Here is a 24,863-nt window from a genome sequence, read left to right on the forward strand (position 1 = left end):
GGGGGTGTGGTTCGTCGATGGGGTTTTTTTCGTGCGGCATTCGGGGGGTTCTTTCACGACCTCCCCCCCCCCCCCCCCGCCGCCGTGCCCCGTTACCCCCCGGGGTCAGCTCGTGGCCGCGACCCCCTGCCGCGCCCGGAGGTCGAGCTCGATCTGCTCCAGCGAGCGGCCCTTGGTCTCCGGGACGAGCCACTTGGTGAGCGCGAACAGCACCACGTTGATCCCGGCGAACAGGAACATCGACCCGCCGATGCCGAGCGAACCCACGGCGGAGATGAGCGGGAACACCGCGCTCACGATGCCGGTCGCCGCCCAGAGGACGACGCTGCTGACGCCCATGCCCGTCGCGCGGTACTTCAGCGGGAACACCTCGGCCATCATCACCCAGACGACCGCGCCCCAGCCGAGCTCGTAGCCGACCAGGTACAGCACCATCATCACCAGCATCAGGATGCCGCGCGTGCCGGTGTCGTGGACGTTCAGCACGACGAGCCCGGCCGCCACCAGCGTGATCACCATGATCACGTTGCCGATGAGCAGCAGCGGCTTGCGGCCCCAGCGGTCGACGACGAACACGACCCACGCGGTGAACAGGAACTTCGTGACGCCCAGCAGCACGCCGGACAGCAGCGCGGCCTGCGTGGCGAAGCCGAGGCCGATCAGCATCGTCGGGAAGTACGCGTTGATCGCGTTGACCCCGCTGAACTGCTGGCCGACCGCGAGCAGGATGGCGACGATCATCATCGGGCGCACGAAGCCGGAGAACAGGTCGCGGAAGCGCGGCTTGCCCTCGGTGTCCATCTGGATGACCTCGCGGATGGTCGCGATCTCCTCGTCGAGGTTCACGGTGTTGCCGTGCGCGCTCTCCAGGACTCGCCGGGCTTCCGCTTCCTGGCCGTTCTTGAGCAGCCAGCGCGGCGTCTCCGGCAGGAACGCGAGCCCGACGAGCAGGATCGCGGCGGGCACGATCGCGCCGGCGAACATCCAGCGCCACGCGGAGATCGGGCCGAGCCAGTAGCTGACCAGGAACGCGATCAGGATGCCGAGCACGATGAAGATCTGGTTCAGCGCACCCATCGCGCCCCGCAACCGGGCGGGCGCCAGTTCGGACAGGTACGTCGGCACGGTCGACGACGAAAGGCCGATGCCGAGGCCGATCACCAGCCGCGAGATCACGAGCAGCGCGAACGTCGGCGAGAAGCTCGCCGCCAGCGTGCCCACGATGACGATCACCGCGGCGACCATGATCGTGCGCCGCCTGCCGAGCGCTTCGTTGATGCGGCTGGAGAACAGCGCGCCCACGATGGCACCGACCGACAGGCTGGCGGTGATCACGCCCTTGTCCCAGGCGGTCAGCGACCAGGCTTTCCCGATGAACGGGAGCACGCCGGAGATCACCCCGAGGTCGTAACCGAAGAGGATGCCGCCGAGCGCGCCGAAGAAGTACAAGGTGGTTCGGCTGATATGCCGCGCCGGGGCTGTCTGCGTCATTGCCGGGTCGCCTCTTTCGTAGGTCCAGTCCAGCCAGCGGCACCACACTCACACGCCGGAAAAAACCGGGCAAGACAGTGGTTGGTAACAATTCAGAAACGTGATCGACGTTCACATATGTGACACCGATTGGCGCACAACGTTGCTCCGTCCGCCACACCTTCCTTTCCGGCCGCGAACCGGTACACAATGGACACGCACGGCCGGTTCCGCCGGTTCACGAATTCCATTGTGGACGGAGTCGGCGAGCGAAATCGTCGAAGCGTTTGACCTGGTCCGAGCCGTGGTTTAAGTTCCTGGAAGCGCTTCCAGCCTCCTGTCGGCAGACTTGTGGAGGCAACCGTGCGAAGTACGCGTTCCCGATCACCGAGACACCTGCTCGCGATCCTGCTGGCCGTCCTGACGCCGGTCGCCGTCGCGGTCACCGTCGCCGCCGCGCCGGCGTCCCCCGCCGCCGTCGCGGCCGCCACCACGTGGCGCAACGCGGAGATCGGCGGCGGCGGGTTCGTCCCCGGCATCATCTTCAACCAGGCCGAACCCGGCCTCGCCTACGCCCGCACCGACATCGGCGGCGCGTACCGCTGGAACACCGCCACCGGGCGCTGGATCCCGCTGCTGGACTCGGTCGGCTGGACCGACTGGGGCCACAACGGCGTCGTCAGCCTGGCCACGGACCCCGTCGACCCGAACCGGGTCTACGCCGCGGCCGGGATGTACACCAACAGCTGGGACCCGAACCCCGGCGCGGTCCTGCGCTCGGCCGACCGCGGCGCGACCTGGCAGGCCGCGGCGCTGCCGTTCAAGCTCGGCGGCAACATGCCCGGCCGCGGCATGGGCGAGCGGCTCGCGATCGACCCGAACCGCGACAGCGTCCTCTACCTCGGCGCCCCGAGTGGCAACGGGCTCTGGCGCAGCACCGACTCCGGCGTCACCTGGGCGAAGGTGACCGCCTTCCCCAACCCGGGGAACTACGCGCCCGACCCGAGCGACCCGTCGGGCTACTCCAGCGACAACGAGGGCGTCACCTGGGTGACGTTCGACCCGTCGACCGGCACCCGCGGCACCACCACGCAGACGATCTACGTCGGCGTCGCGGACAAGGCGAACACCGTCTACCGCAGCACCGACGGCGGCACGACGTGGGCGCGGCTGGCCGGGCAGCCCACCGGGTTCCTGGCGCACAAGGGCGTCCTCGACCCGGTCGGCGGCTACCTCTACCTCGCGACCAGCGACACCGGTGGCCCATACGACGGCGCGAAGGGCGACGTCTGGAAGTACGCCACGAAGACCGGGACCTGGACGCGGATCAGCCCGATCGCCTCCGACAGCACCGACGACTACTTCGGCTACAGCGGCCTGACGATCGACCGGCAGCACCCGAACACCCTGATGGTCGCGACGCAGGTGTCGTGGTGGCCGGACGTGATCTTCTTCCGCAGCACCGACGGCGGCACCACCTGGACGCGGATCTGGGACTGGACGAGCTACCCGGACCGCTCGCTGCGCTACACCCAGGACATCTCCTCGGTGCCGTGGCTGACCTTCGGCGTCCAGGCCGCTCCCCCGGTGCCCTCGCCGAAGCTCGGCTGGATGACCGAGTCGGTGGAGATCGACCCGTTCGACTCGAACCACCTGCTCTACGGCACCGGCGCGACCATCTACGGCACGTCCGACCTCACGAAGTGGGACAGCGGCGGGAAGATCACGCTCAAGCCGGTCGTCGGCGGCCTCGAGGAGACCGCGGTGCTGGACCTGATCAGCCCGCCGTCGGGCGCGCCGCTGCTCTCCGGGCTCGGCGACATCGGCGGGTTCCGGCACGACAGCCTCGACGCCGTCCCGTCGGCGATGTTCACCTCGCCGGTGTTCACGACGACGACCAGCCTGGACTACGCCGAGCTGAACCCGGCGACGATCGTGCGCACCGGCACGCTCGACCGGACTGCCCGGCCGAACGACAACCGCGTCGCCTTCTCCACCGACGGCGGCAAGAACTGGTTCCAGGGCGCCGAACCGGGCGGCGGCGCGAGTGGCGGGACGGTGGCCGCGGCCGCCGACGGCAGCCGGTTCGTGTGGAGCCCGGACGGCGCGGGCGTCAGCTACTCGGTGGGCTTCGGCTCGTCGTGGACGACGTCGGCCGGCATCCCCGCCGGCGCGGTGGTCGAGGCCGACCGCGTCGACCCGAAGCGGTTCTACGGGTTCGCGGCGGGCCGGTTCTACGTCAGCACCGACGGCGGCGCGACGTTCACCGCGACCGCGGCCACCGGGCTGCCCAGTGCGTCGGTGCACTTCAAGGCGGTGGCGGGTGTGACCGGCGACGTCTGGCTGGCCGGCGGCTCCGGATCGACGTACGGTCTGTGGCACTCGACCGACTCCGGAGCGTCCTTCACGAAGCTGAGCGGGGTCACCGAAGCCGACAACATCGGGTTCGGCAAGGCCGCTCCCGGCCGGACGTATGCGGCGTTATACACCATCGCGAAGATCGGTGGCGTGCGCGGGATCTTCCGGTCGGACGACGCGGGCGCGTCGTGGACGCGGATCAACGACGACAAGCACCAGTACGGCAACATCGGGGCGGCGCTGAGCGGCGATCCGCGGGTGTACGGCCGGGTGTACGTCGGCACGAACGGGCGCGGCGTGATCATCGGCGAGTCCGGCGGTGACCAGCCGCCGCCCACGACGACGACCACCACCACGTCTTCTCCCCCGACGACCACGACCGCCACTCCGGTGCCGTCTTCGTCGTGCACGGCGGCCTACACCGTCACGAACCAGTGGCAGGGTGGTTTCCAGGCCGGGGTGAAGGTCGGGAACACCGGAACCGGCGCGGTCAACGGGTGGACGGTCTCCTGGTCGTTCGCCGACGGTCAGCGCGTGACGCAGGCCTGGAACGCGCAGGTGACGCAGACCGGCACGGCGGTCTCGGCGGTCGACGCGGGCTGGAACAAGACGATCGCGCCGGGCGGCAGCGCCGAGTTCGGCTTCACCGGCACGTCCGGCACCACCAACGGCAAACCCACCGCGATCGCGCTCAACGGCAGCCCCTGCACCACGTCCTGACGGAGGAACGGGAACGGGGCGGCGGAAGATTCCGCCGCCCCGCCCCCCCACGCCCGGTCCCGTCAGCCGGCCGCGAGGAGGAAGTGGGCGCGGATGCCCGCGCCGAACGCCGTCGGCGTGCCGTCGTAGGACGTGATGAGCGCCGGGCCGGACGTGCACGGCCAGGTGTTCCAGGTCCAGCCCAGGTAGGACGCCTGGTGCCGGTCGAACCAGTCCATCAGGCCGCTGACGTACCCGCTCGCGCAGTCGTTCTCGCCGATTTCCCCCGCCACCAGTGGCACCGCCGCGGCGACCGGCGCGAGCTGGCTGTCCCAGCACGACGACGAGCTGCACGTGTTGAAGTTGTAAGAGTGCCAGGACGCGGCCAAGTTACCGGCCGGGTCGCTCGGCTTGTACTGCAGCCAGCCGGTGAGGTCGTTGGAGTAGGCGAGGCCGCCGAGCATGATCACGTTGGTGGCGCCGGTCGCGCGCACCGCGTTCACCAGCGTCTGCATGCCCGCCACCGGGTAGCCGATGCCCGAGCACGCCGAGCCGCCGTCCCGCCAGCACGTCCACGCCTGGGCCGAGCCGGACACCGCGCGGTCGAGGTAGGGCTCGTTGAACAGGTCGAGGATGGTGGCATTGTCCCCCTTGAACGTGCTCGCGACTGACGTCCACAGGTCCACCGAGTGCTCGCTGTCGGTCATCGGCTTCTGGCAGGTGGCGTTGACGTCGCTGCACGCCGAGGAGTTCCCGGTGTAGACGCCGTGCGTCCAGTGCAGGTCAAGGATCGCGACCAGGCCGTTGTCGTGCAGCAGGTCCACATAGGACTTGACCGCCGCGCGGTAGGTGGCGCCGGCGTACCGCGGGTCCACGTTGGACAGTCCCAGCCAGCAGTCCTCGTTGAAGGGCACGCGCACGACGTTCGCGTGCCAGCTCTTGATGGCGGCGACCGAGGCCGCGTCCATCGGCCCGTCGAAGAGGCCGTTGCCCTGCACGCACGCGAACTCGCCGCCGGAGCGGTTCACCCCGCGCAGCGTCACCGGCGTGCCCGCCGCGTCGGCCAGCCGGTTGCCCGAGACGTGCAGCTGGGGCGCGCCGCTCGGCGGCGGCGTGGACGTGGTGGTGGTCGGGGTCGTCGGGGTGGTCGGGGTGGTGGTCGGCGGCTGGGTGCCCCCGCACGGTTCGCCGTTGACGCTGAACGACGTCGGTGCCGCGTTCGCCCCGCTGTAGCCGAAGTTGGCGCCGGCGGTGACCGACGCGTTCGGGGCGATCGTGGCGTTCCAGGTCGCCGGGGTGAGCGTGACGGTCTTGCCGGACTGCGCCCACGTGCCGTTCCAGCCCTGCTGCAGCTGCTGGTTTCCGGTGTAGGCATAGCTGATCCGCCACCCGGACAGCGGCGCCGTCCCGAGGTTCTTCAGGCTGAGGGTGGCGGTGAAACCGCTTCCCCAGTCGTTCACCGTGTAGCCGACCTCGCAAGCTGTCGCCGCCGACGCAGGTGAAGGTGTGCCGAGCGTGAACGCCGTCGTCGCGCCGACGACGGCGAGCGCGCTGAAGGCACCGAGCAGTGCTGGTCCGGAACGCATCGATCACTCCCTTGGTCCTGAACAAGCTCGAGTCCGATACAGAGGTGTGAGAGCGCTCCCAGCCGCGCTGGACAGTACCCGTCGCCGCCGGACGCTGTAAACCCCGCCGTGATCTTGGCCAGGAATTCTCCGAATCCACTCCAACGGCCGCATCCGGCGCCGCCGGACGGTGGCGCAGCGCGACCACGGGATGCTTTGCCTCCCAACGGCTTCGGCCGTTCAGGAGCGTTCAGTTGCGGCTCACCCCGGCCGACGCACCCGAAAGCGGACCACCGGGCCGGCTCGCGTCCGGGCCGCGCTTTACAACGACGACACACCGGGGTTACCTTTCCGGCGGCTGGAAGCGCTCCCATGCCAGGTCGCCTCATCAGAACGCGGCCACCACCCAGGGGCGCCGTGGCGTGAGCCGTGGCGCCCCTGTCCGCGTCCCCGGGAGGCCCCGATGCACAGGTTCGCCGCCGCCCTCGCCGGATTCTGCCTCGCCGCGAGCACCGTCGTGGTCGTCGCGGCCGGGCCGGCGACGGCCGCACCGGCGTGCGAGGTCGGCTACCGCGTCAACCAGTGGCAGACCGGGTTCACCGCCGAGATCACCGTGACGAACGGCGCCACCGCGCTCGGCTCCTGGGCGCTCACCTGGCACTACGCCGGCAACCAGTCCGTGACGTCCGCCTGGAACGCCACCGTCCGCCAGTCCGGCGCCGCGGTCACCGCGGAGAGCCTGCCCTACAACGCTGCGCTACCCGCCGGCGGCACCGTCTCGTTCGGCCTGCAGGGCACCTCCAGCGGGACCAACGCCGACCCGGTGAACTTCGCGCTCAACGGCGTCGCGTGCGGGGACCCCGCTCCCCCGGTGACGACGACGCCGACCCCGACCACCACGACGTCCGCGCCGCCGCCCGCCGGGTGCGGGACCGCGACGTTCTGCGACGACTTCGAGCAGCAGACCGGCAGCGCACCGACCGGGCGCTGGACCGTCGGCGCGGCGAACTGCCAGGGCACCGGCACGGTGACCGTCGACCCCGCGGTCGCGCACTCGGGCACCCGCTCGGTGAAGGTCGCCGGCGGCGGTAACTACTGCAACCACGCCTTCTTCGGGACGAGCGTGTCCGGTTCCGGCGTGCTGTACGGCCGGTTCTGGGTCCGCCACACGACCCCGCTGCCCGCCGGGCACGTCACCTTCATGGCGCTGCGCGACACCGCGGACGGCGGCCGCGACCTGCGGGCCGGCGGGCAGAACCGGGCCCTGCAGTGGAACCGCGAGTCCGACGACGCGACGCTGCCCGCGCAGAGCCCGGCCGGCGTCGCCCAGAGCGTCCCGCTACCGACCGGGGCCTGGTCGTGCTTCGAGTTCGCGATCGACGGCGCCGGCGGGCAGCTGCGGACGTGGCTGGGCGGCACCGAGGTGCCCGGGTTGGTCGTCGACGGCGTGCCCACGCCCGACGTCGATCAGCAGTGGCTCGGCCGGGCCTGGCACCCGGCCGTGACCGACCTGCGCCTCGGCTGGGAGAGCTACGGCACCGACGCCGACACGCTGTGGTTCGACGACGTGGCCGTGGGCACCGCCCGGATCGGCTGCTAGGCCGCGACGATCCGGTCGATCTCGGCCAGCTCGTCGTCGGTGAACTCCAGGTTCGCGACCGCCGCGACGGTGTTCTCGAGCTGGGCGACGCTGCTGGCCCCGATCAGCGCGGAGGTGACGCGGCCGCGCCGCAGCACCCAGGCGATGGCCAGCTGCGCCAGCGTCTGCCCGCGCCGCTTCGCGACGTCGTTCAGCGCGCGGATCGTCGCCAGGATCTCCTCGGTGAGCCGGTCCTTCGTCAGGAACGGGCTGGCGCCGGCCGCCCGCGAATCGGCCGGGACGCCGTCGAGGTAGCGGTCGGTCAGCAGGCCCTGACTCAATGGCGAGTACGCGATCGAGCCGACGCCGTGCTCGTCCAGGGTGTCGAGCAGGCCGTCCTCGACCCAGCGGTTCAGGATCGAGTACGACGGCTGGTGGATCAGCAGCGGCGTGCCGAGCTCCTTCAGCGCGGCCAGCGCGGCCGTGGTCTGCTCCGGCGAGTAGTTGGAAATGCCCGCGTACAGCGCCTTTCCGGACCGGACCGCGGTGTCGAGGGCACCCATGGTCTCCTCGATCGGCGTCTCCGGGTCCGGGCGGTGGGAGTAGAAGATGTCGAAGTGGTCGAGGCCGGTGCGCGCGAGGCTCTGGTCCAGGCTGGCCAGGACGCTCTTGCGCGAGCCCCACTCGCCGTACGGCCCGTCCCACATCAGGTAGCCGGCCTTGGACGACACCAGGATCTCGTCGCGGTACGGGCGGAAGTCGGCGGCGTAGTGCCGGCCGAAGTTCGCCTCGGCCGCGCCGGGCGGCGGGCCGTAGTTGTTGGCCAGGTCGAAGTGCGTCACGCCGAGGTCGAACGCCCGGCGCAGCACCGCGCGCTGGACGTCCAGGGGCTTGTCGTCCCCGAAGTTGTGCCACAGGCCGAGCGACACGGCGGGCAGCTTCAGCCCGCTGCGTCCGGCCCGCCGGTACGGCATGCCCGCGTACCGGTTTTCGGCGGCGGCGTAAGGCGACATGGTTCTCCTCGTCGGCATCGGGTTCCGGCGCAGTCTAGCCGCGCGTGATCAGCGCGCCGGCGAACGACGCGGCGGGTGGCAACGCGGGCAGGAGCGTCGCCTGATAGGCGTGGTAGATGTCCGGTTTGCCCGCCCAGACCGCGGCGGCGGGACGGTTCTCCGGGTCCAGCTCGTGGTGCCACGAGCCGAGCTCGCGGTCGAGGAAACACGCGTCGGCGTGCTCGCACCACTCCCGGAACCGGTCGAGGTAGGCCGCGTCGCCGGTCTCCTGGTGCAGCGTCCACGCGGCGGCGATCGCCTCCGCCACGACCCAGTGCAGGCGGGTGCGCACGACCGGCGTCCCGGCGAAGTCGGTGGTGTAGACGAAGCCCGGGTGGCCGTCGACGGCCCAGCCGTGGCGGACCGCCGTCGCGAACAACGCCTCCGCGTCCGGCAGCAGCCACTCCGGCGCGCCGGTCCCGAGTGCGCGCTTGAGGTGCACGGCCAGCCGCGCCCACTCGAAGAGGTGGCCGATGGTGGCGCCGAACGGCCGGAACGGGTGAGCCGGCTCGTCCCGGTTGTGCTCCAGCCGGACGTGCCAGCCGGCGTCGTAGTGCTCCGGCAGCAACCAGCCGTGGGCACGGGCCTCGCCGTGCACCAGGTGGTCCACAATAGACAGCGCGCGCTCGGCCCACACGCGGTCGCCGGTGACGTCGGCCGCGGCCAGGAACGCCTCGACCGTGTGCATGTTGGCGTTGGCCCCGCGGTAGTCCTCCAGGTGCGTCCAGCCGCGGTCCCAGACGTCGGCGACGCGGCCGGCGTCCGGTTCCCAGAACCGGCGTTCGACGACTTCGAGGGCCTCGGCCAGCAGGGCTTCCGCTCCCTCGGCGCCGGCGGCGGCCGCGCTCGACGCCGCCAGGACGACGAAGGCGTGTTCGTACGCGCGCTTCTCTGACAACGTTGTCGTCGCGTACCAGCCGCCGTGGTCCGGATCACGAAGCGGGCCGGTCAGCGCCGCGACGCCGTGCGCGACCTGCTCGCCGCTCGCCGCGCCCTGGAGCCGGGCCAGCGCGAAGACGTGCGTCATCCGGCAGGTGATCCAGGTTTCGACGGGCCGGTCGAGGACCGGGCGCCCGGCGTCGTCGAGCCAGGCGAAGCCGCCGGCGGGATGGGCCGCGTGGGCGGCGAAGCCCAGGAGCCGGGCGGGTTCGGCGCGCACCCAGGCGGGAACCGATGACGGACTGTCCACTCTTTGCCCTTCTCCACGGCCGGCCCGGTGATCGGCTACCTCCGCCAAGGTAGGCCACGGCGCCGCCGGTCGTCACCGCGGGATTCCGGAAGCGACCACCACCGCGTATCCTGATCGTGAGAGCGCTCCCAGTCTTCGACGCACGCTACCCGACGAAGGGACAGACGTGACCAGGAGACGAAGTACGATCCTCGCCGCCGTCACCGTGTTGCTGGCGAGCCTGACGGCGATCCTGCTGAACACCGGCACGGCCGAGGCGCACGGCGCCCTGATGAAACCGGGCAGCCGGACGTTCCTGTGCTGGCAGGACGGGCTCAGCTCGACCGGCCAGATCATCCCGCAGAACCCGGCCTGCGCGGCCGCGGTGGCCACCAGCGGCGCCAACTCGCTGTACAACTGGTTCGCCGTGCTGCGGTCCGACGGCGCCGGGCGCACGCGCGGCTTCATCCCCGACGGGAAGCTGTGCTCCGGCGGCAACCCGGGCTACGCCGGCTTCGACCAGGTCGGCGACTGGCCGCTGACCCACCTCACGTCCGGGGCCTCGTTCGACTTCTCCTACAACGCGTGGGCCGCGCACCCGGGCTGGTTCTACACGTACGTGACGAAGGACGGGTGGGACCCGTCGAAGCCGCTCACCTGGGACTCCCTGGAGGACCAGCCGTTCCTGACGATCGACCACCCGCCGGTGACCGGCCAGGTCGGCACGGTCGACGGGCAGTACAAGTGGACCGGCGCGCTGCCGGCGAACAAGTCCGGGCGGCACGTCATCTATTCGGTGTGGAAGCGCTCCGACAGCGCCGAGACGTTCTACGGCTGCTCGGACGTCACGTTCGACGGCGGGCACGGCGAAGTGACGGGCGTGAAGGACCCGGGCACCCCGCCGACGACACCGACGACGCCACCGCCGTCGGGTGGTTCGTGCATGGCGATGTACGAGGTGACGAACGCCTGGAGCGGCGGTTACCAGGCGACGGTGACGGTGATGAACCACGGCACGACGGCCTACCGCGGCTGGCAGGTGGGCTGGACGCTGCCGACGGGCCAGACGATCGGCAGCGTCTGGAACGGCACGCTGAGCCAGTCGGGCTCGGTGGTGACGGTCCGCAACGCCGACTGGAACGGCGCGGTCGCCCCCGACGGCGAGACGACGTTCGGCCTGGTGGTGAACGCGGCGGGGACGAACCCGGCCCAGCCGTCACCGACCTGTCAGGGGAGCTGAGTCCCGTTGGGCGGCACCGGCCCCGTTCAGTGGACGGGGCCGGTGCTGCCCCGCGTGATCAGCCGCGGCCGCGAAGCCAGGACGTCCCCGACGTCGTCCCCGGCGATCAGGTCCCGCAGCATCGAAGCGGCAAGCCCCCCGAGCTCCGGCAGCGGCCGCCGGATCGCGGAGAGGGCGGGCCGCACGAGCCGGCAGAGTTCGGAGTCGTCCCAGGAGACCACGGAGAGTTCCCCGGGCACGGCGAGCCCGAGTTCCCGGGCGGCCACAAGCGCCGCGACGGCGAGGGAGTCGGTGTCGCAGAGGAGCGCGGTGGGCGGCGGGTGGGCGGTGAGGATGCGGCGGATCGCATCGGCCGAGGGTTCGATGTGGAGGGTGGTTTCGCGAGCGGGCCAGGCCCGGCTTGCAGGGGCGGCGGGCCGGATTCCTTGACCGGCGGCCGAAATCGCCCCGAGAAGGTCACCGCGACCGCCGACGGCCCGCAACCCGGCCTGCCCCGCGCCGCCGCCGTCGGAACCAGCTGCCGGGCTGGCGCCGGGACGCCCACCACGATCCAGCCGACCGGCAGCCCACGAACCGCCGCGATCGGCCGAACCAGCCGCCGGGCCCGCACCGAAGCGCCCACCCCCGTCCAGGGAATCCGCCGCCCACGAGCCGCCGCGATCGTCGGAACCGAGTGCCGGGTCAGCGCCGGGAGGCCCACCACGATCCAGCCGACCGGCAGCCCACGGGCCGCCGCGATCGGCCGAACCAGCCGCCGGGCTCCCGCCGAAGCGCCCACCCCCGTCCAGGGGACCCGCGGCCCACGAGCCGCCGCGATCGGCCGTGCCCGCGGTCGGCGGCCCGGCCCGCCCCGCACCTCCGCCCCCAGCACCGCGGCGCTCTCCGAGACCGCACGCCGAGCCGGCCTGCCCACCCGACAACCCCAGCCGCCGCGTCTCCCCTGCGAATGCCGCCGCCCGCTCCCCCTCCTCCGCGAACGCCGCCGCCCCCGGGATCCGGACCACGTGCCGGTGTCCCAGCGCCGCCAGGTACTCCAGGGCCTCCGCCGCTCCCGCCGTGTCGTCCAGCCGGACCGACGGCACGCCCGGTAGCCCGCCCGGTCCGCCCAGCACCACCGCCGGCAGGCCGATCCGCACCAGCTCCGCCGCGCAGTCCGGGCCCGTGAGCAGCACTCCGTCCACCTTGCGCTCCGCGCGCCAGCGGCGGTACACCGCCAATGCCTCGTCGCGGCCCGGGGCGATCCGGACCAGCAGCTCCGGGGAGAACCCGTCGAGCAGGGCCGGGAAGAACGCCTCCGACGGGCCCTCGAGCACCAGCCCGATCGCCCCCGCCCGGCCGCCGGACAGGGCGCGCGCCGTGCTGCTCGGGGACCAGCCCAGCTCTCGCGCTATCCGCGTGATGCGGTGCCGGGTCGCCTCCGAGACGCCCGGGCGGCCGTTGAGCGCGTACGACACCGCGCCCTTCGACACGCCGGCCTCCCGCGCGATGTCGGTGATCGTCGGACGCTTCATCGCATTCCTTCCCCGCATGAGATTCCCCGCATGAATTCCCCGCACGAAAGTTCCGGACGCGAATGCGTGTCCGCCCGGACACCCGCCGTCGCGCACCTTGACACCCGGCGGTCCCGGAAACAACACTCCGTCCGGGAGCGCTCCCAATCACGAGGGAGTGAGCCCCGGAGGGGGAGCGCATGAGGCTGATCCGAAGGCGGCTGGCCGTCGCCGTCGCCATCGTCCTGGTCGTGCTGACCGGCGGCTGCGGCCCCGCCACGCCCGAGCGCATCACGCTCACCCTGGCGACCTTCGGCGAGTTCGGCTACGACGACCTGATCCCCGGGTACAAGTTCACCCACCCCGGGATCGACGTCCGCCAGGTGAAGACCGACCAGGGCGGCCCGTACCACCAGGACCTGCTGGGCAAGCTGCAGAGCGGACAGGGCCTCGCCGACGTCCAGGCCGTCGAGGAGGGCCACCTCTCCGACGTCCTCGCGCAGTCCGCGAAGTTCGCCGACCTGGCCGAAATCGGCCCGCCGGACGTCAAGCCGGGCCGGTGGCTGGAGTGGAAGTACGAGGCCGGCCGCAGCAAGGACGGCAAGCTCGTCGGCTACGGCACGGACATCGGCCCGCTCGCGATGTGCTACCGCAAGGACCTCCTCGAGGCGGCCGGGCTGCCGACCGACCCCGGTTCGGTCAAGACAATGTTCGCGACCTGGGACAGCTACTTCACGGCCGGCGAGAAGTACGTCAAGCGCTCGAAGGGCAAGGCGTGGTTCGACTCCGCGGCGCAGAACTTCAACGCCATGGTCAACCAGCTCCCGGTCGGCTACCTCGACCGCGAAGACCACCCGACGCTCGAGACGAACACCGCCCTCCGGGACGCCTGGAACCAGGTCACCACCGCCGTGAAGCAGGGGCAGTCGGCCGGCCTCACCGCCTTCGCCGACGACGGCAACAACGGCCTGCGCCTCGGCGCCTTCGCGACGAAGGTCTGTCCATCGTGGATGCTCGGCGTCATCGAGCAGCAGGCCGGGATCGGCAACGCCGGCAAGTGGGCGATCACCGACGCCTTCCCGGACGGCGGCGGCAACTGGGGCGGCTCCTACCTCACCGTGCCGGCCGCGAGCGAGCACCCGAAGGAGGCCGCCGCGCTCGCCGCCTGGCTGACCGCGCCGGAGCAGCAGCTGCACGCGTTCCGCGCGAGCGGGAACTTCCCCAGCCAGGTCGACGCCTTCACCTCCCCCGACCTGCTCAGCGAGATGAACGGCTACTTCGGCGGCGCGCTGAGCGGGCAGGTCTTCGTCGCCCAGGCGCAGAAGGTCGGGAAACCGCAGTACAAGGGCCCCGGCGACGGGAAGATCCAGGAGACGGTGGTCGCGCCCGCGCTCCAGTCGGTCGAACGCGGCGCCGACCCGGCCGCCGTCTGGCAGCAGGTGCTCATCGGCGTGCACCGGGTGGTGCCCTGACACCTTCCGGGAGGAGGACACCCGGCGTCTCCCGTCTACGATCAGGACACAGTGGACGAAACAAACCCAGTCGCGCAGCACTCCCCCGTTTGACACCCTGGCCGGGTGACGACTCCCGACCTCACCCCGCTCGCCGGCCACGCCGTCCGCCACCCCGGACCGGCCGACCACCTGCCCGTCCTCGCCGTCCTCGACTCCTGGTGGGGCGGCCTCGGCGGGGACGAAGGCTCCCGCCAGCGGGCCCTCCTCCTGCCCAAGCTGATGTTCCAGCACTTCACCGGCAGCAGCTTCCTGGTGACCGCCGACGACGGGATCGTCGCGTTCCTGATCGGGTTCCTCTCGCCGTCCCGGCCGGCCGAGAGCTACATCCACTTCGTCGGCGTCGACCCCGCCGAGCGCGGCAAGGGTCTCGGCGCCGCCCTGTACGAGCGCTTCTTCGCCTACAGCCGGGCCAACGGCCGGAGCACCGTCCGCGCCATCACCTCGCCGGTGAACAAGGGCTCGCACGCCTTCCACACCCGGATGGGGTTCGTGACCGAAGCCGGGCCGAAGGAGGTCGACGGCCTGCCGGTCCAGCCCGACTACGACGGGCCGGGCCTGGACCGGCTGTCCTTCCGCAAGGACCTCTAGCCCGACACGCTGAACGAGCGCACGCCCAGCCCGGTCTGGCCCTGCCACGGCTCGAACCCGAACTGGACGCTCGTCAGGTACCAGGCGTCGCTGATCTTGCCGCGGTTCACGCCGTCCCGGGTGAAGTCGGACAGGCTGACGTCGAGACTGTCCGTTCCGGAGTTCCGGACGTAGGAGATCACGTTCCAGCCGATGTTCCCGAACCAGACGGTCCACGTCGCGCCGGCGAGCTGGGCGGTGCCGATCACGCTGCCGACCGGCTGCGGGGCACCCCGGTGGTTGCCCCAGATCATCACCTCGGCGCCGGTGTTCTGCCCGGACGGGTTCGGCGACGGGTCGTACCAGACGTCGTAGGCGGCGTCCCACTGTCCCGCCTGGACGGTCGTGTAGTCCACATGGGACCGCAGCGAGCCGACCGACCGGACCTGGCGGGGCAGCCCGCTGTTGGCGCTGCAGTTGCCGTAGTGGCAGCCGGCGTAGACGGACGGGTAGCTGCCCGGCGCGCCGTTGGTCGGCCGGTTGTGCGACGCCGTCGTGACGGTGAACCCGGAGGCGGACACCGAGAGGCACTGGGTCGTGTCGTCGCCCCAGTTGTTGTTCTGCACGATGTACTTGCCGCTCTGGATGCGCAGCGAGCCGTACTTGTCGCACAGCTGCGTGTCGGCCGCGGCCGGTGGGGCGGTCAGCACGACTCCGCCGGACAGCAGCACGCTCGCGGCCCCGAACGACGCCAGTGTGGCCCGTAGCCGGTTCTTCATGGGAGCTCCTCTGCTCGAAGGGAGGGGTGGAGACCCGGGCCGGACGGCGGCTGCGCGGCACCGCCCGGCCCGGGAGCTTCGGTTACGACACCGGCGGGTAGGCGTTCTGGACCAGCTCTTCGAACTGGGCCTGGAACCACTTGCCCGACAGCGGCGAGTTGGGCAGGGCGCCGGTCAGGTTGCCGCCGTTGGCCTGGTCGCTGCCGTGGTAGGTCGGGTCGCACATCCGGTCGAAGCCCTTGCCCTCGTCGTTCGGGATCTGCGAGCTCGCACCGTCGGACTCACCCGGCGGCTTGATCCAGACGTAGGCGTCGAAGTGCGCCGCGGGAGAGGCCGTGGGCCGCAGGCCCAGCCCCGCACCGCTCTGGTTGCACCAGTTGCCGCGGTGCAGCCGCCGGTCGATCCGGCCCGAGTTGACGTAGGCGTCCACAGTGGATCCGGAGGCGCCGCTGGGCCGGGCCGAACCGCCCCAGCCGTTGCGGGAGGTGTCGACCAGCATGCCGATGCCGCTCGGCAGGCCCGCGGAGACGAACGCGTTGTACATCGCCGTGGCGAACGGCACCTCGGCGAAGTACGGGTTCCACTGGTAGAACGTCGCCGACCGCAGCGGCTGGCCGCCGACGTTGAGGTTCGAGTCCGGCAGGTTCGGCTCGGTCAGCGGGGTGTAGTTCGCCGTGTCGCTGATGAAGCCGTCGATGCTGTTCACCCCGGCCGTCGTGCCCTGCAGCGTCTGCTTGACCAGGTTCACGAACGGCTGGAAGTTGCTGTCCCAGCCCAGCCACGCCGAGTGCGCGATGTCCAGGTAGTTGTAGACGTTGGAGATCGCGTGCAGCTTGTTCAGCGCGTACTGGATGCCCTGGGTGTACGCGCCGGTGGACTGCGCTTCGGCGCACTTGGCCGTCGCGGTGTTGGTGATCAGGTTCGGCAGCGAGTCCGGCTCGACGACCGCGACGACCCGCAGCGGCGCGTACTTCGAGTCCGAGAGGATCGAGGCGATCGGGTCGATGTACTCGCTCTTGTACCGGGCCAGGCCGTTCGACCCGGCCTGCAGCTCACCGTTGGACGCCAGCGCCGCGCAGTCGCGGTTCGGCAGGTCGTAGACGACGATCTGGATCGTCACCGGCGTGCCGCCGCTCTGCTGGGCCAGCGCCGCGTCGAGGTGCCCGCGCAGGCCGCGCGCGCTCGACGTGCCCTCGATCGCCGCGATCCGGTCCAGCCAGACGGCCGTGGAGGTGTTGGCCACCTTGGCCATCTGCGCGCCGAGCGTGCCGCCCTTGGCCGCGGCCGCCGCGCTCACCTCACCCGACCAGTCCGGGTTCACGTACCCCTTCGCGCCGGAGTACGGGTTGTCCACGTGGGTGCCGGGGTTCGGCGTGGTCGTCACCGTGGTGGGCGTCGTCGGGGTGGTGGGGGTCGTCGGGGTCGTGGGCGTCGTGGTCGGGTCGCCGGTGCTGCCGGTGCAGACGACCCCGTTGAGCGTGAACGACGTCGGGGCGGCGTTCGACCCCGAGTACTGGCCGTTGAAGCCGAGGCTCGCGGTGGCGTTCGTCCCCAGCGTGGCGCCCCAGGACGGGTTCTTCGCGCTGACGTGCTTGCCGGTCTGGGTGAACGTCGCGCTCCAGCCCTGCTGGACCTGCTGGTTGCCGCCGAAGTCCCACTGGAGGTCCCAGCCGGACGTGATCGGGTCGCCCAGGTTGGTCACCGTGATGTTCGCGGTGAACCCGGGCTCGTACAGGTTGGTCGCGTAGGTGACCTTGCAGCCGGTGGCGGCGACCGCCGGGCTGCCGCCCGCCACCAGCAGCCCGGCGACGACCGCGGCGGCCGTCACCGAGGAAGCCGCGGCGAGCCGCACCTTCCTCTTCGGGGACCAGAATTCACTCTTCATCGAGTGTGCTCCTTCGTGTTGTCGGGTCAGGCGCTGCAGGGGGTGGAACCGATGGCGAAGCCGCTCGGGCTGCCGGTCGAGGCGCCGGTCGCCTGGAAGCCGATCGACGTCGAAGCGCCGCCGGCCAGGTCCGGCGCCCAGGTGGGCGCCTTGGCCGTCGCCTGCTGTCCGGACTGGGTGACGGTGGCGCCCCAGCCGCCGGTGATCTGCGTTCCCGAAGGCACGGTCCAGCCGAGCGCCCAGGTCTTCAGCGGCGTGGTGCCGGAGTTCTTCAGCGTCACCGACGCCACGAAACCGCCCTGCCACGCGTTGTCGACGTGGTAGGTGACCGCGCAGCTCACCGCGGGCGGCGGGTCGGTCGTCCCGCCACCCGAGCCCACCGGCGGGATCAGGTACGGCTGCAGGATCGCCTGCTTGGCCTGGTTGACCGTCGTCCAGTCGTCGTTGAGGATGCCGCCGGTGTCGCCCGAGTTCGGGTTCCACGACCAGTACGTGAAGCTCATCCCGGTCGTGCCGGTGCCCGAGTACTTCATCAGCTCCTGCAGCCAGGTCTTGTCGCGCGGGTCGGCGAGGGTGGTGCCGAACTCGCCGAGCAGCACCGGCGCGATGTTCTGCTTCTGCAGGTAGCCGAAGAAGTGGTCCCACAGCGCCGGCAGGTTCGCCGGGAACGCCGGGTCGGAGAACCACGGCTGGGCGAACACCGACGTCGCGTACTCGTGCGCCGAGTACACCAGCTTGTCCGGTTTGGACAGTCGCACCGGGAACTGGCGGGCACCGGAGAGGTTGCCGCCCCACCAGCCGCACTGCGGGTCGCCGGTGCCGCTGACGCAGTCGACGCCCTCGACGATGACCAGCCAGTCGGGGTTGGCCGCCAGGACGGCGTTGCCGCCGCGTTCGGCGGCGAGCCGCCAGTCGGTCGCGGTGTCGCCGCAGCCCCAGCACGCGCCGCCGCCACCCTGGATCGAGTGCGGCTCGTTGTGCAGGTCGGCGCCGATCACCGTCGTGTTGCCCTTGTAGTGCTGGGCGAGCATCGTCCAGTCGGACAGCCAGCGGCTCTCCGGGTACGCGCTGGTGTACCAGAGCGGGGACTGCGCGCCGGAGTCCGGCCGGTGCTGGTCGAGGATGACGCGCATGCCCTTCGTGCCGGCGTACGCGATGATCTTGTCGAGCACCTGGAGGCCGGAAAGCCCTTGCAGGTCGGGGTTTTGGACGGCGTCGATGCTGTTCGGCTTGACGCCGGCGTCGAACAGCTGGTTGGAGTACGGCAGCCGCAGCGTGTTGTAGCCGAGGCCGGCCATCTGGTCGAGCATGTCCTTGTAGTTGCGGCTCCACAGGCCGTGCGGCGAGTAGTTGCCGGTCTCGGCACCGAACCAGTTGACGCCGGTCATCCGCACCGGCGCACCGGTGGCGTCGACGAGCTGGGAACCGGACGCGTGCCAGTAGCCGGTCCCGGTACCGGAAGCCGCGGGGGCCGCGGTGGCCGGGGACGCCGTGAGAACGGCGCCCCCGACCAGTGCGGCGACCGCGAGAGCGAGCAGTCGCTTCATCGAGTGCCTTTCAGCCGAACAGGGCGACGTGGGCGGCGAACGCCGTGGCGATCTCCGACTGCGCCCAGAACCGGTGGTAGGTGAACGTCGGCGCGGCGCCACCGTCCAGGTAGGACTGGACCTTCGGCCACTGTGGATCGCTCTTGTAGAACGACCGGATCGACTCGAACGTGGAGCTGGAGTTGATCGCGTCGCCGTTCGGCATCGTGCCCGTCCAGCCCGTGGGCACGTACAGCCCCTGGTCCGTCGTGGCGTTGTAGGCGTCGTCGAACCGGTTGTAGTCCGTCCGGGTCTCCGGCACCGCGATGCCCTGCGTGTCGGTGTTCGCCGAGAGCGCCGTGAGCAGCTGCTCCCCTACGGTCTTCGCCGAGGCGTTGCTCGACCCGGACGCGTAGTAGAGCAGCGTCTTGGCCAGCGAGGCCGCGACCCCGACGTCGTTGCTGTAGTTCTTCACCGTGACGTGCAGGCTCGTGTTCGACCCCGGGCTGGACGCGTTCCACGTGTCCGGCGCACCGCTCCAGCCGAGGTCGGCCGGGATCTGGAAGCTCCCGCCGGCACCGACCGTGGTGTTCGCGATCGCCCACGGGACCCACTTGTCGAGGATCTTCTTCGCGCGGGCGTCGCCGGTCGCCTGGTAGTACTCGGCGATCCGTTCCATGCCCCACGTCTGGAAGCCGAACCACTGGTTGCTCGGCGGGTCGTGCCAGACCGGCTGCTGGTCGTAGAACATCCCGTAGAACGTCGGCGTGCCGGACGGCGGGGTGCCGTACTGGCCCTCCCAGCTGTTGGTCGCGCCGCCGGCGAGCCCGCCTTCGGACGACTGCAGCCACTGCAGGAACTCCAGCTGCCGGCCGAGGCTGGTCGCCCAGTCGCTCGCGCCGGTGGCCGAGGTGACCTTCAGACCCGGGTCCGTCGACAGCGCGTACGCCGCCAGCGGGTTCTGGTAGCCCTGGTGGGCCGCGCCGTCACCGATGCGCCAGGCCCACGCGCTGGCCGAGTCCATCGACCCACCCCAGGCGTAGTACCAGGAGACGAGGTAGTGCTCGCTGTCCTTGCCGCTGCCGGCCGCGCAGCTCGACGCGCCGACGCAGTTGCCGATCTTCTTGAAGTACTTGTCGAACAGCGAGTACCGCAGGTAGTCGCCCATCTTCGACGCCTTCTTGACCACAGCGGCGACGTCCGAGCTCTTGCCCTGCGCGGCGGCCCACTTCTCGGCCTGGAAGGCCACCTGCACGGCGCGGGCGTCCGCGTCGGGCGCGTCGGTGTACTTCCACTGCTTCGCGTACGACGAGTCGCCGGTGAACAGGTCGAGGTAGCCGTTCTTGCCGCCGAACTTCAGGATGTCGCAGCTGGGCTGGGTGACCGTCTCCCAGACCGACTCCTGCGAACCGCGCTGGAAAGTGTTGATGAACGCGGGCGCGGTGTTCGTGCCGTCCTCGCAGTGGCCGAACTTGTAGATGTTGTCGACGTCGAGCAGCCAGTGCATGCCGTAGACGTCCGCCGAGCCGTAGGCCGCCTTCAGCTCCGCCGCGATCGGGTCGGCGCCGACGGACACGCCGGACTGCAGCTGGGACGGGTACTGCTTCGGGCTCGGGTACTCGGCCGCGTAGGTGGCGGGCTTGCTCGCGTTGTAGCCGGAGTTGCCCGGCTGGTCGGCCGCGGACGGGATCGCGTAGGTCTCGATCGACGTCCACGCCTGGTTGAACGGCGACCAGTCACCGGTGATCCGCCCGTAGGACGCCTCCAGCCACAGGTAGTAGCTGAATGCCTCCGACGTCGTCTCGTGACCGTGGTCCGGCGCCTCGACGATCAGCGTCTCGATCGAGTGGTAGGGCACCAGGATGCTGCCGAACTTGCGGAAGTAGCCGTTGTTCGGGTCCTTGATCTTGTTGTACTGGGTCAGGAACGCGAGCTGGTAGTCCGATGTGGACGACGAGATCTCGTTCACCGTCACCGTGGCCGCGGTGTAGCCGCTGCTGCTCGCGGTGAAGGTCGCGCTGCCCAGCGCTCCCCCGTTGTCGGCGCTCTTCACGGTGACGTTCTGCGGCGTGCTCCAGTTCGCCGACGTGAAGGTGAGGCTCGTCGGGGTCGCGGTGAGGTCGGTGCTGCCCGCGGTCCTCGCCACGCCGACCGTGACCGAGCCGGTGGGTGCGCCGGCGAGGGAGACGGCGAACGTCGTCGTCCCGCCCTGCTTGACCTGCGCGGTCGACGGCGTCGCGACGATCGTGGGCCCGGAGAGGACCTTCACGCTCACCGGGGTCGAGGTCGTCGAGGCGTTCTTGTTGTCGTAGGCCTTGGCCGTGACCGAGTACGTCCCGGCGGGGACGTTGGCCCAGCTGCCCTCGAACGGCGAGGCCGTGTCGGTGGCCAGCAGCGTGTCGCCGGCGTAGAACTCGACCTTGCTGATGGTGCCGTCGGTGTCGGCCGCCGTGGCGGCGAGCGGGATGGTGGCCGGGGCGTAGTAGGTGCCGCCTGCGGTGGGCGACGTCAGGCTGACGGTCGGAGCCTTGTTGGCGCCGGTGCAGGCGGTGCCGTTGACCGAGAAGTCGGTGGGCGGGCGGTTGGCGGAGCCCTTCGAGCCGTTGAAGCCGAAGCTCGTGCTGGCGCCGGTGTCGAGGTGGCCGTTGTAGGAGAGGTTCGTCGCGGTGACCGCGGCACCGGACTGGGCGAAGGTGGCGCTCCACCCCTGCTGGACCTTCTGGCCGTCGAGGAACGTCCAGCCGACCTTCCAGCTGTCGAGTGCCGCGCCGTCGTTGCGGAGCGAGACGTTGGCGGTGAACCCGGTGTCCCAGTCGTTGGTGGTGTAGGTGACGGAACAGGCGACGTCGGCGGCGAGCGCCGAGGAGGGGACGACCAGCGCGGCGGTGAACGCGACCACGGCCGAGGCCATGCTCAGCGCGCGGCCGCGTAACCAGCGCGTTCGGCGCACAGGGCGCCATCGGGGAGAGGAACGCATGGCTTCGGAACTCCTTTGTCCGTAGGGAGCCAGCGATCTGGGAGCGCTTCCAGGCGCAGACGGTAGCCAGCCGGAAACGTGGATGTAAAGAATCGAGTCAGAAGGACACCGCGGCCGCGGACGTCACACCTACGCTCCCGGCTCGCCCCGGCCCACTGAACACTCCTGAACAGCCGCGGCCGATGGTCGCCGCGTCACTCGAACGGCCCAGCGAAACGGTCACGCGGAGTGCCGAGCGAACACCGTTTAGCGCCGAAGGCGTGCACCTCAGGCGGGACCGCTCCCAGCCACCGGCGCCCCCCACCGTGTCGTCCATCCAGGTACGCGTGTCGTCCACGCAAGTACGCGTGTCGGCCATCCCGGCACGGCACTGGTCCCGGACTCAGCCGGACGACACGCGTACGCGGATGGACGACACGCGTACGCAGGTGGACGACACGGTCAGCTCGAGGCGCGGACCGCCAGGGAGACCGGGAGGATCTGCTGCCGCGGCTTGAGGCTCTGGTCGTCGAGGAGCTGCATCAGCGTCTCGACCATGGCGTGGACCTGCTCGCGCGGGGACTGGTGCACCGACGTCAGGGGCGGGTCCATGGCCGGGGCCAGCGTGGCGTTGTCGTCGAAGCTGACCACCGCGACGTCTTCGGGGATGCGACGGCCGGCCGCGTCCAGCGTGCGCAACGCGCCCACCGCCATCATGTCGCTCGCGACGAAGACCGCGTCGAGGTCCGGGTGCCGCGCGAGCAACGCCGACATCGCGGAAGCGCCGCCGGACAGCGTGAAGTCGGCCTCTTCGGCCAGGTCGGCGGGGTCGAGCCCGGCGTCGAGTAGGGTCTTGCGCCAGCCGGCGAGCCGGTCGATCGGGGCGCTCTGGTCCTGCGGCCCGGCGACCGTCCCGATCCTCCGCCGCCCGGCCGCGACCAGGTGCTCCACCGCCAGGCGGGCGCCGCCCTCGTTGTCGAAGTCGACGACGTGGACGCCGCGGCGGATGCCGGCCGCCTGCCCGCCGAACACCACCGGGATCCGCAGCAGCCGCAGCGCCTTGGGCAGCGGGTCGGCCCGGTGCGGCGCGAACACCAGCGCGCCGTCGACGTGGCCGCCCTCGAGGAACCGCACGGTCCGGCTCAGGTCCTGCCGGGTGTCGCTGAAGATCAGCACCATCTGGCGGCCGACGTCGGCGAGCTCCCGGTAGCCGGCCCGCATGACGGCGGCGCGGTACGGGTCGTCGAGCAGCAGGTCCTCGGGCTCGGACAGCACCACCGCGATCGCGCCGGTGCGCCGGGTGACCAGCGAACGAGCCGCCTGGTTCGGGGAATAGCCCAGGTCACGGGCCGCGGCCTGCACCTTCTCGCGCGCCGCCGCGCTGACGTACGCGTCGTCGTTCAACGCGCGCGACGCCGTCGACCGCGACACGCCGGCGAACGCCGCGACATCCTCCAACGTCGGCCGCTCTTCATCCCCTGCTCGAGGCCCCACGCCTACCGCCCTCGCTCCCACAACCACCTGGACGCCGACAGCTTAACCGGCAGGCGGAGACGAAGTCCGGGAGCGCTCCTCGCAGGAAACACTCCGGTCACGACCCCTTGACACCGGTGAAGGCCCCCAGCAGACTCTGCGACACCTGGGAGCGCTCCCAGTCGGGCTCCCAGCAGTGAGAGCGCTCATTCCCGTCAACAAGGTGGTTGAACACGTGAGAACGATCCGGAACGGCCTGGTCCTCGCACTGGGCATCACGATGACGGCGCTCGGCGCCACGGCTTGCGGCAGCGGCGGTGACAGCAGCACCCCGCCCGCGGCGGGCCCGAACGAGCACGTGGACCTGACGCTGGCGACGTTCACCGAGTTCGGCTACGAGGCACTCATCCCGGAGTACGAGCGGCTGCACCCGAACATCAAGATCACCCACCGCAAGACCGGCCAGGGCGGCCCGTACCACGAGGACCTCGTCACCAAGCTCGCCGCCGGCTCGGGCCTCGCCGACGTCACGGCACTCGAAGAGGGCCACCTGTCCGACTTCCTCGACAAGGGCTCGAAGTTCAACGACCTGAGCAAGATCGGGCCGGCCGACGCCTCCCCCGACCGCTGGCTGAGCTGGAAGTACGACGCCGCCAAGACCAAGGACGGCAAGCTCATCGGCTACGGCACCGACATCGGCCCGCTCGCCATGTGCTACCGCAAGGACATGTTCCAGGCCGCCGGCCTGCCGACCGACCCCGAGCAGGTCAAGCCGCTGTTCGCCACCTGGGACAGCTACTTCGCCGCCGGCGCCGACTACGTCTCCAAGTCGAAGGGCAAGGCCTGGTTCGACTCGGCCGCGCAGAACTTCAACGCCATGGTCAACCAGCTCCCCCAGGGCTACATCGGCAGCGACGACAAGCTCGCCGTCGAGAGCAACCAGGGCATCAAGGACGCCTGGACCAAGGTCACCGACGCCGTCGCCAAGGGCGAGTCGGCCAAGCTGACCGCGTTCAGCAACGAGTGGAACACCGGCTTCAAGCAGGGCGCGTTCGCCACGAAGGTGTGCCCGGCGTGGATGCTCGGCGTGATCAAGGAGCAGGCGGGCCCCGAGAACGCCGGCAAGTGGGCGGTCACCGCGGCCTTCCCCGGCGGCGGCGGGAACTGGGGCGGCTCGTACCTGACCGTGCCGACGCAGTCGAAGCACCCGAAGGAAGCCGCCGAGCTGGCCGCGTGGCTGACCGCGCCGGAGCAGCAGATCAAGGCGTTCCAGGCCAAGGGCACCTTCCCGAGCCAGGTCAAGGCCCTCACGGACCCCGCGCTGCTGAGCAAGACCGACGACTACTTCGGCGGCACGAAGGTCGGCGAGCTGTTCGCCGAGCAGGCCAAGAAGGTCCAGAAGCCGCAGTACAAGGGCCCGGGCGACGGCCAGATCCAGGAGAACGCCTCCAGCCCGGCACTGCAGGCGGTCGAACAGGGCAAGTCGGCGGCGGACGGCTGGAACCAGATGGTCGACGCCGCGAAGAAGATCACGCGCTGAGC

At 70.9% G+C, this 24,863-nt stretch carries 16 protein-coding genes; 6 read left to right on the top strand and 10 right to left on the bottom strand.

The window, feature by feature from the left end:
• Nucleotides 1-105 precede the first annotated feature (105 nt).
• A complete protein-coding gene (locus ACZ7PG_RS40665; protein WP_470244522.1) occupies nucleotides 106-1,491 on the bottom strand; it encodes a sugar porter family MFS transporter in 1,386 nt (461 codons plus the stop codon).
• A 342-nt stretch (nucleotides 1,492-1,833) separates the two neighbouring features.
• On the opposite strand from ACZ7PG_RS40665, the gene ACZ7PG_RS40670 reads away from it, so the two are divergent.
• Nucleotides 1,834-4,548, top strand: coding sequence for a cellulose binding domain-containing protein (locus tag ACZ7PG_RS40670; protein WP_470244523.1), 2,715 nt, complete (start codon nucleotides 1,834-1,836; stop codon nucleotides 4,546-4,548).
• A gap of 62 nt (nucleotides 4,549-4,610) precedes the next feature.
• Here ACZ7PG_RS40670 and ACZ7PG_RS40675 read toward each other — a convergent pair whose 3' ends face one another.
• A complete protein-coding gene (locus ACZ7PG_RS40675) occupies nucleotides 4,611-6,113 on the bottom strand; it encodes a cellulase family glycosylhydrolase (protein ID WP_470244524.1) in 1,503 nt (500 codons plus the stop codon).
• Nucleotides 6,114-6,555: 442 nt separating this feature from the next.
• On the opposite strand from ACZ7PG_RS40675, the gene ACZ7PG_RS40680 reads away from it, so the two are divergent.
• Nucleotides 6,556-7,692: a cellulose-binding domain-containing protein gene (locus tag ACZ7PG_RS40680; protein WP_470244525.1), complete on the top strand. Its 1,137-nt coding sequence runs from the start codon at nucleotides 6,556-6,558 to the stop codon at nucleotides 7,690-7,692.
• Here the strand turns inward: ACZ7PG_RS40680 and mgrA are convergent.
• Both mgrA and ACZ7PG_RS40690 read right to left on the bottom strand, forming a co-directional pair.
• On the bottom strand, nucleotides 7,689-8,684 hold the full coding sequence (mgrA, locus tag ACZ7PG_RS40685; protein WP_470244526.1) for an L-glyceraldehyde 3-phosphate reductase: 996 nt from the start codon (nucleotides 8,682-8,684) through the stop codon (nucleotides 7,689-7,691). The genes ACZ7PG_RS40680 and mgrA overlap by 4 nt on opposite strands.
• Nucleotides 8,685-8,718: 34 nt before the next feature.
• Nucleotides 8,719-9,912 (bottom strand): AGE family epimerase/isomerase, encoded by a 1,194-nt coding sequence (locus tag ACZ7PG_RS40690; protein ID WP_470244527.1) that lies wholly within the window; start codon nucleotides 9,910-9,912, stop codon nucleotides 8,719-8,721.
• A 166-nt stretch (nucleotides 9,913-10,078) separates the two neighbouring features.
• Between ACZ7PG_RS40690 and ACZ7PG_RS40695 the strand changes: the two genes are divergently transcribed.
• A complete protein-coding gene (locus ACZ7PG_RS40695; RefSeq protein WP_470244528.1) occupies nucleotides 10,079-11,131 on the top strand; it encodes a lytic polysaccharide monooxygenase auxiliary activity family 9 protein in 1,053 nt (350 codons plus the stop codon).
• 26 nt (nucleotides 11,132-11,157) lie between these two features.
• On the opposite strand, the gene ACZ7PG_RS40700 is transcribed toward ACZ7PG_RS40695, so the two are convergent.
• Nucleotides 11,158-12,642 carry a LacI family DNA-binding transcriptional regulator gene (locus ACZ7PG_RS40700; RefSeq protein WP_470244529.1) on the bottom strand — a complete coding sequence of 495 codons (1,485 nt, stop codon included), beginning with the start codon at nucleotides 12,640-12,642 and terminating at the stop codon, nucleotides 11,158-11,160.
• Between the two features lie 179 nt (nucleotides 12,643-12,821).
• On the opposite strand from ACZ7PG_RS40700, the gene ACZ7PG_RS40705 reads away from it, so the two are divergent.
• Together ACZ7PG_RS40705 and ACZ7PG_RS40710 are read left to right on the top strand one after the other, a co-directional pair.
• Entirely contained in the window at nucleotides 12,822-14,093 is a 1,272-nt protein-coding gene (locus ACZ7PG_RS40705; RefSeq protein ID WP_470244530.1) for an ABC transporter substrate-binding protein, read from the top strand.
• 105 nt (nucleotides 14,094-14,198) lie between these two features.
• Nucleotides 14,199-14,723: a GNAT family N-acetyltransferase gene (locus ACZ7PG_RS40710; RefSeq protein ID WP_470244531.1), complete on the top strand. Its 525-nt coding sequence runs from the start codon at nucleotides 14,199-14,201 to the stop codon at nucleotides 14,721-14,723.
• Here the strand turns inward: ACZ7PG_RS40710 and ACZ7PG_RS40715 are convergent.
• The 5 genes from ACZ7PG_RS40715 to ACZ7PG_RS40735 form a co-directional block, all read right to left on the bottom strand.
• On the bottom strand, nucleotides 14,720-15,481 hold the full coding sequence (locus ACZ7PG_RS40715; protein ID WP_470244532.1) for a GH12 family glycosyl hydrolase domain-containing protein: 762 nt from the start codon (nucleotides 15,479-15,481) through the stop codon (nucleotides 14,720-14,722). The genes ACZ7PG_RS40710 and ACZ7PG_RS40715 overlap by 4 nt on opposite strands.
• An 82-nt stretch (nucleotides 15,482-15,563) precedes the next feature.
• Nucleotides 15,564-17,366, bottom strand: coding sequence for a glycoside hydrolase family 6 protein (locus ACZ7PG_RS40720; RefSeq protein ID WP_470244533.1), 1,803 nt, complete (start codon nucleotides 17,364-17,366; stop codon nucleotides 15,564-15,566).
• 26 nt (nucleotides 17,367-17,392) lie between these two features.
• Entirely contained in the window at nucleotides 17,393-18,913 is a 1,521-nt protein-coding gene (locus ACZ7PG_RS40725; protein WP_470244534.1) for a cellulase family glycosylhydrolase, read from the bottom strand.
• Between the two features lie 10 nt (nucleotides 18,914-18,923).
• Nucleotides 18,924-21,803, bottom strand: coding sequence for a glycoside hydrolase family 48 protein (locus tag ACZ7PG_RS40730; RefSeq protein ID WP_470244535.1), 2,880 nt, complete (start codon nucleotides 21,801-21,803; stop codon nucleotides 18,924-18,926).
• A gap of 507 nt (nucleotides 21,804-22,310) precedes the next feature.
• Nucleotides 22,311-23,306: a LacI family DNA-binding transcriptional regulator gene (locus ACZ7PG_RS40735; RefSeq protein WP_470244536.1), complete on the bottom strand. Its 996-nt coding sequence runs from the start codon at nucleotides 23,304-23,306 to the stop codon at nucleotides 22,311-22,313.
• 250 nt (nucleotides 23,307-23,556) lie between these two features.
• Here ACZ7PG_RS40735 and ACZ7PG_RS40740 point away from each other — a divergent pair, with 250 nt between their 5' ends.
• Nucleotides 23,557-24,861, top strand: a complete 1,305-nt coding sequence (locus ACZ7PG_RS40740) for an ABC transporter substrate-binding protein (protein ID WP_470244537.1) — start codon at nucleotides 23,557-23,559, stop codon at nucleotides 24,859-24,861.
• Nucleotides 24,862-24,863 lie beyond the last annotated feature (2 nt).

The sequence above is a fragment of the Amycolatopsis sp. NPDC114504 genome (assembly GCF_055633595.1).

Coding starts and splice junctions, on each gene's coding strand:
- ACZ7PG_RS40665 (WP_470244522.1), bottom strand. CDS start 1,491: ATGACGCAGACAGCCCCGGCGCGGCATATCAGCCGAACCACCTTGTAC.
- ACZ7PG_RS40675 (WP_470244524.1), bottom strand. CDS start 6,113: ATGCGTTCCGGACCAGCACTGCTCGGTGCCTTCAGCGCGCTCGCCGTC.
- ACZ7PG_RS40680 (WP_470244525.1), top strand. CDS start 6,556: ATGCACAGGTTCGCCGCCGCCCTCGCCGGATTCTGCCTCGCCGCGAGC.
- mgrA (WP_470244526.1), bottom strand. CDS start 8,684: ATGTCGCCTTACGCCGCCGCCGAAAACCGGTACGCGGGCATGCCGTAC.
- ACZ7PG_RS40700 (WP_470244529.1), bottom strand. CDS start 12,642: ATGAAGCGTCCGACGATCACCGACATCGCGCGGGAGGCCGGCGTGTCG.
- ACZ7PG_RS40705 (WP_470244530.1), top strand. CDS start 12,822: ATGAGGCTGATCCGAAGGCGGCTGGCCGTCGCCGTCGCCATCGTCCTG.
- ACZ7PG_RS40715 (WP_470244532.1), bottom strand. CDS start 15,481: ATGAAGAACCGGCTACGGGCCACACTGGCGTCGTTCGGGGCCGCGAGC.
- ACZ7PG_RS40720 (WP_470244533.1), bottom strand. CDS start 17,366: ATGAAGAGTGAATTCTGGTCCCCGAAGAGGAAGGTGCGGCTCGCCGCG.
- ACZ7PG_RS40725 (WP_470244534.1), bottom strand. CDS start 18,913: ATGAAGCGACTGCTCGCTCTCGCGGTCGCCGCACTGGTCGGGGGCGCC.
- ACZ7PG_RS40730 (WP_470244535.1), bottom strand. CDS start 21,803: ATGGCCTCGGCCGTGGTCGCGTTCACCGCCGCGCTGGTCGTCCCCTCC.